At 48.3% G+C, this 12,260-nt stretch carries 8 protein-coding genes, 1 pseudogene and 1 CRISPR repeat array; of the genes and pseudogenes, 8 read left to right on the top strand and 1 reads right to left on the bottom strand.

Annotated features, from left to right (window positions below):
• From ACEPPX_RS09280 to cas2, 7 genes and pseudogenes are all read left to right on the top strand, one after another.
• The coding region (locus ACEPPX_RS09280; protein ID WP_416623787.1) for a terminase large subunit domain-containing protein at window positions 1-1,199 on the top strand (1,199 nt) is incomplete at its 5' end.
• A gap of 21 nt (window positions 1,200-1,220) precedes the next feature.
• Window positions 1,221-2,696 carry a DUF935 domain-containing protein gene (locus ACEPPX_RS09285; protein WP_416623788.1) on the top strand — a complete coding sequence of 492 codons (1,476 nt, stop codon included), beginning with the start codon at window positions 1,221-1,223 and terminating at the stop codon, window positions 2,694-2,696.
• On the top strand, window positions 2,693-3,598 hold the full coding sequence (locus ACEPPX_RS09290; RefSeq protein WP_416623789.1) for a phage minor head protein: 906 nt from the start codon (window positions 2,693-2,695) through the stop codon (window positions 3,596-3,598). Before ACEPPX_RS09285 ends, ACEPPX_RS09290 begins: the two co-directional genes overlap by 4 nt.
• Before the next feature lie 6 nt (window positions 3,599-3,604).
• Window positions 3,605-4,045 carry a phage virion morphogenesis protein gene (locus tag ACEPPX_RS09295; RefSeq protein ID WP_416623790.1) on the top strand — a complete coding sequence of 147 codons (441 nt, stop codon included), beginning with the start codon at window positions 3,605-3,607 and terminating at the stop codon, window positions 4,043-4,045.
• A 145-nt stretch (window positions 4,046-4,190) separates the two neighbouring features.
• Window positions 4,191-6,671 (top strand): annotated as a pseudogene (gene cas9 / locus ACEPPX_RS09300) (type II CRISPR RNA-guided endonuclease Cas9); the annotation flags it as partial.
• Window positions 6,672-6,739: 68 nt separating this feature from the next.
• Complete coding sequence (gene cas1 / locus ACEPPX_RS09305) at window positions 6,740-7,654, top strand: type II CRISPR-associated endonuclease Cas1 (RefSeq protein ID WP_416623791.1); 915 nt, start codon at window positions 6,740-6,742, stop codon at window positions 7,652-7,654.
• A complete protein-coding gene (gene cas2 / locus ACEPPX_RS09310) occupies window positions 7,647-7,973 on the top strand; it encodes a CRISPR-associated endonuclease Cas2 (protein WP_047761678.1) in 327 nt (108 codons plus the stop codon). Before cas1 ends, cas2 begins: the two co-directional genes overlap by 8 nt.
• Before the next feature lie 63 nt (window positions 7,974-8,036).
• Window positions 8,037-8,930: direct repeats of the CRISPR family, unit length 36 nt; unit sequence ATTGTAGCACTGCGAAATGAGAAAGGGAGCTACAAC.
• A gap of 83 nt (window positions 8,931-9,013) precedes the next feature.
• Here cas2 and metG read toward each other — a convergent pair.
• Complete coding sequence (metG, locus tag ACEPPX_RS09315; protein WP_416623792.1) at window positions 9,014-11,086, bottom strand: methionine--tRNA ligase; 2,073 nt, start codon at window positions 11,084-11,086, stop codon at window positions 9,014-9,016.
• Between the two features lie 424 nt (window positions 11,087-11,510).
• Between metG and ACEPPX_RS09320 the strand changes: the two genes are divergently transcribed.
• Window positions 11,511-12,068, top strand: a complete 558-nt coding sequence (locus ACEPPX_RS09320; protein ID WP_047761676.1) for a porin family protein — start codon at window positions 11,511-11,513, stop codon at window positions 12,066-12,068.
• Window positions 12,069-12,260 lie beyond the last annotated feature (192 nt).

The following is a 12,260-nucleotide window of genomic DNA, read 5'->3' on the forward strand; positions in this document are numbered from 1 at the left end:
GCGATGATAAGAAATCCGTGCTGGCTTTCGTTATCCGCTTTGCTTCCGGCCACCGCGTTACCGCCTTATCCAGCCGCCCCAGCAACCTGCGCGGTAAGCAGGGGCGCGTGATTATTGATGAGGCCGCCTTCCACGAGCAGTTGTCCGAGCTACTTAAAGCCGCAATGGCATTGCTGATGTGGGGCGGTCAGGTGCATATCATCAGCACACATGACGGCGTGGACAACCCGTTTAACGAACTGATTACCGATGTCCTCGCGGGCAAAAAGCCATATTCCATCCACCGCATCACCTTTGATGAGGCAGTAGAGCAAGGCTTGTACCGCCGCATCTGCCTGCGCCTTGGTCGAGATTGGACGCAGGAAGGCGAAGCGGCGTGGTGTAAAGAAATCCGCGACTTTTACGGCGATGATGCCAGTGAAGAGTTGGACTGCATCCCGAAAAATGGCGGCGGCAAATGGCTGAACCGTGCCTTGATTGAAAGCCGCATGACACCATACACGCCGGTTATCCGCTACGACCAGACCGACAATTTCGGCCTATTGCCTGAGCCACGCCGCGCGGCGGAAGTGGCCGACTGGATTGCCGATGAGCTGCAGCCCTTGCTGGATGGCTTGGACAAAACCCGAGTTTCCTTTGTCGGCGAAGACTTTGCCCGCTCGGGTGACCGCACCGTGATCGTGCCGCTGTTGCAAGGCAAAGACCTGATTTTGAAACCACCGTTTATTTTGGAACTGGGCAATATGCCCTTTGCCCAGCAGGAACAGATTATGAAACACCTGCTGGCCGGGCTGCCCAACCTGCGCGGCGCAGCCTTGGATGCGCGCGGCAACGGTCAATCACTGGCCGAAGCCATGCGTGATGCGTTCGGTGCGGAAACGGTGGAAGCCGTGATGCTGTCGGAAAACTGGTATCGCAGCCACACTGCGCCGTTCAAAGCCGCACTGGAAGACGGCACACTCGACGGCCTGCCGCGCGACGAAGACATCTTGGCCGATTTGCGTGCGTTTGAGCTGGTCAAAGGCGTACCGCGTATTCCCGACACCCGAACCAAAGGGCAGGACGGCAAAAAACGTCACGGCGACGCGGCCATTGCCTTGGTACTGGCGCATTACGCCAGCCGCGAGCTTAATGCTGGACCGGTTAAGGTGACCAGCCGAAAAATCAAACGGCGCAGCAGAATCACTCATGGCTTTTAAGCCGGCTGAAAAGAGAAACCCATGAAAAAACCGCATCTCAAACTCAAATTAAACGGTCAAAACATTACCTTTAAGCCCGAAGACATGGCCGGCCATATTGCTGTTTCCCACCAGTTTTCAAGCGGCTTCGGCGGTTGGCTGCCCAATCCCGATCCGATTTTGCGAAAGATGGGCAAGCAAATCCACGTTTATCGTGAATTGTTACGCGATGAGTTAGTTGGCAGCTTCGTGCGCCGTCGCAAAGCTGCCGTAGCACGACTGGATTGGAAATTAAGCGGTGATGAAGTCGATGATCGTGTATTGGATTTTGTCGAAAATTGGCTGGTCGATGATGTTGATGTGTATAAGCTTTGCAAAGACATCATGAATGCCGCTTTTTTCGGTTATCAGCCCATCGAAATCATCTGGCAAAAAGGCAGTCAATGGCTGCCGTCTGAAATTGTGGCTAAGCCGCAAGAGTGGTTTGGTTTTAATGAAAACCGCGAGCTGGTTTTCATTGAAAACGGCCTAGGTCAAGAGCCATTACCACCTTATAAATTCCTATGTCCGCGCCATGAAGATGATTACCTGAATCCTTATGGCCTAGGTGATTTGGGTTTGGTCTTTTGGCTGGTCACTTTCAAGCGTGGCGGTATGAAGTTTTGGGTGAGCTTCACCGAAAAATACGGTGCGCCTTGGCTGATTGGCAAAGAGCCACGTTCCAATACCCACAGCGACACCGAAAAGCTGCTCGACGCACTGGAAGCCTTAATCAGCAATTCGGTCGGAACCATTCCGAATGATTCTAGTGTCGAAATCCATGAAGCCAGCGGCAAAGCATCATCGGTAGATGCCTTCGACAAGCTGCTGAAAGAGTGTAAATCCGGCATCAATATCGCCTTGCTTGGCCAAGACCAAACCACCGACAAAGAAACCAACCATGCCAGTGCCAGTGCAGGTTTGGAAATTGCCGACGATATCCGTGACAGCGACCGACGCATTGTCGAAGCAACGTTTAACGAGCTGATTGAGTGGGTTGTATCGCTGAATTTCGGCGATGTGGCTTGCCCAAAATTCGAGCTGTTTGAAAACGAAGAATCCGGTACCAAAGAGCGTGCCGAGCGAGACAGTATGCTGTCCGGCGCGGGCGTGAAGTTCACGGCGCAATATTGGAAACGCACCTACGGCTTGGAAGACGGCGATTTGGAAGAAGCTGTTGCAGGTGATATGCCGTCTGAAAAGCCGGTGGACTTTGCCGAAAGTGTCGATAATGATGCAGGTCTGATTATCGACACGCTCGCCCCGGATGCAGATCGTCTGAACCAGCAAGGCCGAGATTTGACTGCCATATTGGTGCAGGATTTACAGCGCGGCGAAACAGAAGACAATATCCTCGATCGCTTGGCCGAACATTTCCCGAATATGGATGACACCGCCTTGCAAAACGAGTTGGCACGTGTGATTTTCCTGTCGGATTTGGTAGGCCGCATTGAAGCAGCGCAGGAGATGGGCGCATGAATCCGGAAGACATCAAGGCAATTTTCGGCTTAGAGCCGGAAGCAGCGGTCGAATATCTGAAGAAAAAAGGTGTGACTGTTTCGTGGGATTGGCAAGACATGCTGGATGACGCGCACGCAACTGCGTTTACAGTGGCCAAAACCGCAGGCATGGATGTGGCCAACGACATTTATCACGCTGTCGTCAACGCCGCCGAGACCGGTCAAACACTGGATCAGTTTCAGAAAACACTCACGCCGGTATTGCAAAGCAAAGGCTGGTGGGGCCGCACCCAAACAACCAATCCAGACACTGGCGAAGCCCAAACCGTTCAGCTCGGCAGCCCACACCGCCTCAAAACCATCTATTTGACCAACATGCAGTCGGCTTATATGGCAGGCCGCTACGCCGAGATGATGGATTCCGTGGATACCCACCCGTATTGGCAATACGTCGCCATCAACGACAGCCGCACCCGTGCAAGCCACCGGCTGCTGCATGGCAAGGTCTACGCCGCAGACGACCCGGTTTGGGACAGCCTCTACCCGCCGCTGGATTTTCGCTGCCGCTGCCGTGTCCGCCCATTATCCAAAGCAAGCGGTGAAGACAAAGTATTACCCAGTCCGAAACTGGAAACCCAAACCGTCGATATCGGCACCAACCAATATACCGGCGAAGCCCGCTATGCCCAGCGCACCGGCATCCGCATCGACGGCAAATTCATCGCACCCAGCCCCGGCTTCAACGGTAACCAAGGCAAAGCCATGCTCTCGCGCATGGCTTCGGTGGCTGTTCAAAAAGCCCAAGCCGTTCATCCCGACATCGCCCGCATTGCCTTAAAAACCATGATGGGTAACAGCAAATTCAAAGCTGCTTTGTCTGCCACTGATTTGGCTTGGGTGCTGCAACTATTGAAAGGCTAAAATGAAATGCTCGAAATCAGCCTAGACGAAAAACAATTACATGAAGGTCTCAGCCAACTGCTGAAAAACGCCACAAACACCCGCCCCATGATGCGAGCCATTGCCACCGAAATGGTATCCATGACTGAAGACAACTTTGAAAGCGAAAGCTGGGGCGGCGACCGTTGGAAGCAAAGCAACCGTGCGACAGAAGGAGGCAAAACCCTACAACTAACCGGCCAACTCGCCGCCAGCATCAGCACCCAAGTCGGCAACGACTTCGCCCGTATAGGCAGCAACAAACCCTATGCCGCCATCCATCACCTAGGCGGTCAGGCCGGGCGCAGAAAAAAAGTAACCATACCGGCCCGCCCATACCTTCCCATCAGCGGTAATGGTCAACTTCAAAAAGGAGCCGAACGCTCCCTATTGGACATTGCTCTCAAATCTCTCAGCAAAGGATTGTGAGCATCAAAAAACGGGCTAAATAAGCCCGTTCATTTTATTACACCCTGTGCAACGGAGTTACAATTTTCCCATCCCACATCATCCACCAAAATCCCCCATCATCCCATTTATCTCACAGACCCTTATATATTTATCTCACTTGGTTTCATTATCCGGCGATGCGGTACAAAAAATGTTGGGGCGCTGCACCTTTGAAACAGAAGAATTTAAGGCTGCCAAACATACATATTCTGCCGAGCGTTTTATTTGGCTGACCAAGCTGAATAATTTACGGATTCAAGAAAACGGTAATGAACGATGCTTAACGGCACAAGAGCGCGGGCAGATTATCGATTTGCCTTATAAAAAAGCTAAGTTGACTTATGCACAAGTTCGCAAGGAATTGTCTTTGTCTGAAAATGCTTTTTTCAAAGGATTGCGTTATGGCAAAGAAAATGCCGAAACTGCAGCTTTAATGGAAATGAAGGCTTACCATGCAATACGTAAAGCGCTGGAAAAAGCAGGGCTGAAAACCGAATGGCAGGGGTTGGCTTGTAAGCCGGAGCTGTTAGATGCGATCGGTACGGTATTTTCACTGTATAAAACCGATGAGGACATTTCTACCCGACTGCAAGGGCAGTTGTCTGAAGATGTAATCAATGCTTTATTGGCCGGATTAAATTTTGACAAATTTATCCAACTCTCCCTTAAAGCTTTAAGCAAAATTTTACCGTTGATGGAGCAAGGCCAACGCTATGATGAAGCACATGCAGCGCTTTACGTTCGCTCTACCCCGCAACCGCAAAGGTTGTTGCCTCAGATTACGGCAGATGAAATCTGTAACCCGGTAGTGCTGCGTACATTATCGCAGGCGCGCAAGGTCATTAATGCGATTGTGCGTCGTTACGGCTCGCCCGCCCGTATTCATATCGAAACAGGCCGAGAGGTAGGGAAGTCATTCAAAGACCGTCAGGAAGTTCAAAAGAGGCAGGAAGACAACCATAAAGAGCGTAAACAAGCCGCTGAAAAATTTCTCGAATATTTTCCGAATTTTGTCGGGCAGCCTAAAGCCAAAGATATTTTGAAATTGCGTTTATACCAACACCAACACGGCCAATGCTTATATTCGGGTAAAACATTGGATATATGCCGTCTGAACGAAAAAGGTTATGCAGAGATTGATCATGCCCTACCTTTTTCCAGAACATGGGACGATAGTTTTAATAATAAAGTGCTGGTGTTGGCCGGAGAAAACCAAAATAAAGGTAATCAAACCCCTTACGAATGGTTGGGAGGCGCCTCTAATAGCCCACGATGGCAAGAATTTGTAGCCCGAGTAGGAAGCAGCCGTTTTCATCACAGTAAAAAGCAACGCATTTTATTGCGTCAGCTGGATGAAGAAGGCTTTAAAGAACGTAATTTAAACGATACCCGTTACGTAGCACGTTTTCTATGCAAATTTATTGAAGAAAATATGTTGTTATTAGGCAGGGGAAAACGGCGTGTTTTCGCATCCAACGGGCAAATTACCAGTTTTTTACGTAGCCGTTGGGGTTTGCGTAAGGTGCGTGAAGAAAATGACCGTCATCATGCTTTGGATGCCGTGGTGGTAGCCTGTTCGACTGTGGCTATCCAGCAGCGTATTACCTACTTTGTGCGGCAAAGAGAAATGAATATTTTTGACGGTGAGCTTATCGATAAAGAAACCGGTGAAGTGAGCCGCCCATATTTTCCCCAGCCATGGGATTTTTTCAGGCAAGAGGTCATGATGCGGGTATTCGGCAAGCCCGATGGTGATCCAAGCTTTCCTGAAGCGGATACAAAAGAAACCCTATGCACTTTATTGGAAACCCGCTTGTCATCACGCCCTCAAGCCGTACATGAATATGTCACTCCATTGTTTGTCTCGCGTGCGCCGACCCGAAAAATGAGCGGGCAAGGGCATAAGGAAACCGTTAAATCGGCCAAACTTTTGCATGAGGGTAAAAGCGTGTTGAGGGTGCCCCTGACCCAATTGAAGCCAAATTTGTTGGAAAAGATGGTAAATCGTGATAGAGAGCCGCAGCTCTATGAAGCTTTAAAAGAGCGTTTGGCCGCATACGGTAATGATCCGGCAAAAGCTTTTGCCACCGAGTTTCGCAAAAAAGGCGGCCAGTTGGTTAAGGCGGTACGGGTTGAGGATACGCAGAAATCCGGTGTGTTGCTGCATAAAGGTACCGGAGTTGCGGATAATGCTACTATGGTTCGGGTGGATGTATTTGAAAAATCCGGGAAGTATTATTTGGTGCCGATTTACAGTTGGCAGGTAGCCCAAGGGATTCTGCCGAATAAAGCTGTTATTCAAGGTAAAGATGAAAAAAACTGGGATGAAATGGATGAAACGTATACTTTCAAATTTTCAATGTACCCTAATGATTTGGTAGAGATAAATACAGGTAAACAAAGATTATTTGGTTATTACATTGGTTTAGATCGCGCAACTGGGGCAATAATTATCCGAGAGCATGATTTAGATAATTTTAAAGGTAAAAACGGTATTTATCGTGTTGGTGTTAAAACAGCCATTTCCTTCAAAAAATATCAAACAGACGAATTAGGCAAAGTTGTCGTACCATGCAGGCCGAAAAAGCGCTTACCGGTTCGTTAAAACCATCCCTGCTTCCCTAAACCGGAAGCAGGGATTTTTTCGGATAAAGGATAAGAGGGGAAATTATCATGAGCTGGCGTAGTTTATTGATACGGGAAGGCGGGAAATTATCACTAAAGCATAAGCAGCTGCTGATACAGCAAAACGGCGAATCTTATACCGTTCCCTTGGAAGATATTGCGGTGATTGTGATTGAAAGTCCGGATACTGTGTTAACGGTGCCGTTGTTGTCTGCTTTAGCTTGTGAGGGTGTCACTCTTTTCACTTGCGATGAACAGTTTTTACCTTGTGGCCAATGGCTGCCCTATGCTCAATATCACCGGCAGCTGAAAACTTTGAAGTTGCAGTTGAATATGACGGAGCCACAGAAAAAACAATTATGGCAGGCCATTATCAAACAAAAAATATGTAATCAAGCAAAAGTAGCTGATGAAACCGGTAACGATTTTGCAGCCAAGCGTCTTCGTGCAATGGCAGTATCTGTGAAATCGGGAGATAGCGGCAATATGGAGGCACAGGCAGCGGCCTTATATTTTCAAGCAATTTACGGCAGCCGCTTCAAGCGTTGGCAGGAAAGTCCGATCAATATCCATTTGAACTACGGTTATGCGGTTTTACGCGCCGCTATTGCCCGAGCCTTAGTCCAATACGGTTGGCTGCCGGCATTGGGGTTGTTTCACAAGAGCGAATTAAATCCTTTTAATTTAGCGGATGATTTTATCGAGCCTTATCGCCCTCTGGCGGATTTAATGGTGTGGCACTTGTATGATCAAAGCCGGCTGAAAGAAAGCTTAGACCGAGTGGCAAAGCAAAATTTGGTGGCCTTGCTGAATCATCAAATCAGTTTGGATGGCCAAACATTCAGCGTATTGGCATCGATTGACCGAACAGTAGCTTCTTTCCAAAACAGTATTGTTACCAAACAAGTCAGATTATTAAAGTTACCTGAAATTTTGCCTTTGAAAGAGCATTTTTATGAGTGAGGCTAAATTTATGCGGTTAATCGTATTTTTTGACTTACCTGTTACTACGGCGGCCAAGCGTAAAGCAGCGAATCAATTTCGCTTGTTTTTACAAAAAGACGGTTATCAGATGCTGCAATTATCCGTTTACAGCCGCATTGTAAGAGGGAGAGATTCGTTGCAAAAACACTACACTCGATTATGCGCCAATCTTCCTGAAGAGGGTTCAATCCGATGTTTGGAAGTAACTGAGAAACAGTTTGCTTCAATGCATTTACTTTTGGGCCGTCTGAAAACACAGGAAAAAAAGGTGAATGCCGATCAATTATTATTATTTTGATTGGATTTTTTTTAAGGTAAAAAAACAGGAAACCATTATGAAATAAAGGTTTCCTGTTGGACTATTGTAGCACTGCGAAATGAGAAAGGGAGCTACAACAATATTGACCTGATGGACACCGCCAAACAAATTGTAGCACTGCGAAATGAGAAAGGGAGCTACAACTGATGCTAAAACGCTGCAACGACTACAACGATTGTAGCACTGCGAAATGAGAAAGGGAGCTACAACTGAGCTTGCAGAGCGCGGCGAAGATTATCCATTGTAGCACTGCGAAATGAGAAAGGGAGCTACAACAGTCTGGTTAGTTTCGCGCATTTGCTGCAAATTGTAGCACTGCGAAATGAGAAAGGGAGCTACAACAGTCAGTGGTGAGTTATATCATGGTAATGCATTGTAGCACTGCGAAATGAGAAAGGGAGCTACAACTAATCCGAATGATTTAAATCAATATTATCGATTGTAGCACTGCGAAATGAGAAAGGGAGCTACAACATAGACATTGACTTCTTCTTCTAACTTTAAATTGTAGCACTGCGAAATGAGAAAGGGAGCTACAACTCTTCAATGACGCCTAATCGAGCACCAGTAATTGTAGCACTGCGAAATGAGAAAGGGAGCTACAACAATCCGATTCAGGATTTAAAACAACAAGAGATTGTAGCACTGCGAAATGAGAAAGGGAGCTACAACCACGCGTAAAGTACTGTTCGCTCAAGTACCATTGTAGCACTGCGAAATGAGAAAGGGAGCTACAACGCCAAAATCAGAAACCTACGGTACGGCTTGATTGTAGCACTGCGAAATGAGAAAGGGAGCTACAACCAATAAGATCGATAGTTGCACGGTGCTACTATTGTAGCACTGCGAAATGAGAAAGGGAGCTACAACTTTGACTATAACCATGTCTGAAGATGTTTTATTGTAGCACTGCGAAATGAGAAAGGGAGTTGGATGTTTTTTAATTTTAAAAGCCTGAATCTGTGAATGATTCAGGCTTTCTGATTATAGGGATGATCAAAACCGCGATGTGATTCGGTTTAACCCACTTTATCGCCGGCTTTCGCACCTGCATCCACGTCCAGCAGTTTCAGTTTGCCCTCGGCGGTAGCGGCGGACAAAATCATGCCTTCGCTGGTGCCGAATTTGGCCATTTTGCGTGGGGCGAAGTTGGCGACGGCGATGACCATGCGGCCGTTAAGTTCGGCGGGGTTGGGGTAGCTGGCGGCAATGCCGGAGAAAATCACCCGTTTTTCAAAGCCGAAATCAAGGTCGAATTTCAACAGTTTGGTGCTGCCTTCCACCGCTTCGCAGTTCAAGACTTTGGCGACGCGCATATCGACTTTCATAAAGTCGTCGAAGCTGCATTGTTCGGCTACGGGCGTGTATTGGGCGGCTGTATTTTCGGTGGCGGCTTGGATATTTTGTTTGTTGGCTTCGACTAAATCGTTCACTTGTTTTTCCTCGATGCGTTGCATCAGATGTTCGTATTTGCGGATGGTGTGGCCTTGCGGCAGGACGGCGGTGGCTTGTGCCCAGTCAAGTTTGTCGATATTGAGGAAAGCAGCGGCTTTTTCGGCCACTTGCGGCAAGACCGGTGCCAGGTAAACGCTGAGGGTTTTGAAGGCGTTGATCAGTTCGCTGCAAACGTGGTGCAGGCGTTCGTCTTGGCCTTCTTGTTTGGCCAGTTCCCACGGTTTGTTGGCATCGACGTATTCATTGACTTTGTCGGCCAGCGCCATGATTTCGCGCAGGGCTTTGGCGTATTCGCGTGCTTCGTAATCGGCGGCGATGGTTTCGCTTTGGGCGGCCAATTCGGCAAGCAATGTGCTGTTTGAAACGCCTTTCAGACGGCCTTCGAAGCGTTTGGCGATAAAGCCGGCGGCGCGGCTGGCGATGTTGATGTATTTACCGACCAAGTCGCTATTGACGCGGGCAATGAAGTCGCTGAGGTTGAGGTCGATGTCTTCAATACGGCTGTTGAGTTTGGCGGCGATATAGTAGCGCATCCATTCGGGGTTGAGTTTTTGGTCGAGGTAGGAGCGGGCGGTGATGAAGGTGCCGCGCGACTTCGACATTTTTTGGCCGTCCACGGTTAAAAAGCCGTGGGCAAACACGCCGGTAGGCGTGCGGTGGCCGCTGTATTGGAGCATGGCCGGCCAGAACAGGGCGTGGAAATAGAGGATGTCTTTGCCGATGAAGTGGTACATTTCGGTGCTACTGTCGGCTTTGAAGAATTCGTCAAAGTCGATGCCGATGCGGTCGCACAGGTTTTTAAACGAGGCCATATAGCCTACGGGTGCGTCGAGCCATACATAGAAGTATTTGCCCGGTGCGTCGGGAATTTCGAAGCCGAAATAGGGTGCGTCGCGAGAGATGTCCCAGTCGCTCAGGCCGCCTTCGCCGTTTTCGTCTTTGGCAAGCCACTCTTTCATTTTGTTGAGGGCTTCGGGTTGCAGGTGCGGTTGTTGGCGGCCGTCTGTCAGGGTGGTGCTGCCTGAAGTCCATTGTTGCAGGAAATCGGCACATTCGCCCAGTTTGAAAAAGAAATGTTCGCTTTCTTTCAATACCGGCGTGGCGCCTGAGATGGCCGAATAAGGGTTGATCAGCTCGGTGGGCGAATAGGTGGTGCCGCAGGCTTCGCAGTTGTCGCCGTATTGGTCTTTGGCGTGGCATTTGGGGCATTCGCCTTTAACAAAGCGGTCGGGCAGGAACATATTTTTTTCGGGGTCGAAAAGCTGCTCGATAGTACGGCTTTCGATTTTGCCGTTGGCCTTGAGGGCATGGTAGATTTTTTCGGAATAGGTTTTGTTTTCGGGCGAGTGGGTGCTGTAATAATTATCGTAGCCGATACCGAAGCCGCTAAAGTCTGCCAAGTGTTCTTCGCGTACGCGGGCAATCATTTCTTCTGGAGCGATGCCTTGTTTTTGGGCGGCCAGCATGACGGGAGTGCCGTGGGTGTCGTCGGCGCAGCAGTAATAGCATTCGTGGCCGCGCAGTTTCTGAAAGCGTACCCAAATATCGGTTTGGATGTGTTCGACCATGTGGCCTAAATGAATGCTGCCGTTGGCATAGGGCAGCGCGGAGGTAACGAGGATTTTGCGTTGTGTCATGTCGGTCTATTCTGAAAATTATGGTATTTAATGGTGTGAATTATAACTTTTTCAGACGGCCTGCGCTTGGTTTTCGGGTAACTGTTGTGTTAAGTGCTATTTGACGGATACCGCTCCCGATTATGCCGGTTCGTGGGCAATTTCTTGGTTCAAAATTCGGTAACAATTTCTAATTTTAAAATTTATTTTAAATATCAATATCTTGTTTTATTAGGAAAAGTTAAGATCGTGCCCGGAAATTATTACGGATTTATATAATTTCAAAAAGTAATGAAGTTACAAAGGTTAAGGGCTTGCCAAATCAGGTAATTCCGGCTTTTTCCCTCTTGTGTGTGCAGCTGCTTGCCGCAATACTTATTCACGAAACCGGCAGCATTCTCGCCGTTGCTTTACTGCTTTAATCTTTTTCTGAAGGAGTTTCACAATGAAGAAAGCTTTATTGGCAGTTGTTGCTTTGGGTACTTCGGTAGCGGCTGTTGCTGCGCCGCTTGCTACGACTTTTACCGGCCCAGCTGTCGAATTGGGTGCGGGCGTAAGCAAAACTGATTTAAAAAATGGCGATTGGAACGAGAAAAGTAAAGCCGATATATCGCTGCGCGGTAATTATTTAGTTGATTATGGTAGCAATTGGATCGGTGGTGGCGAAGTGGCTTATAAGCCTTTGAGCCGCACGATTGCGAGTGATGGTGATGCTACCGCGAAACAAAAATATGATTTGTCTGCTTCTTATGTACAAGGTTATCGGGTAGCTTCGGATGCGCTGGTATATGGTAAGCTAGGCTATCATTACGGCCGCTTCGATAGTTCCTCTGATAAGAACTTTAAGGGCGGCATAAACGGCTTGGGCTATGGCTTAGGTGCAAAATATGCAGTGGCTCCGAATGTGGAAGTGGGCGCCGAATGGGAGCAGGTTCGCTATAAAGACGGCGACGCCAAAGCAACCAACAACAGCTATATGGCTACTGTCGGCTACCGATTCTAAAAAACAATTTTTATTCCCTCAATGCTGTAACCTTCTCTGATATTTGCCGGCTCTGAATGAGCCGGTTTTTTTATGGCTGAAATCAGGTAGGCGATTTTTGGGAGTTTTTGCTCAATAGTAGATAAGGGTAAGATAACTTTTTCGAATTTAAACTTAGGCCTAACCTATCGGTAGGTATCGTTGGATTGATTA

Source organism: Neisseria sp. S1 (assembly GCF_048060015.1).
Classification (GTDB): Bacteria; Pseudomonadota; Gammaproteobacteria; order Burkholderiales; family Neisseriaceae; genus Neisseria; species Neisseria arctica.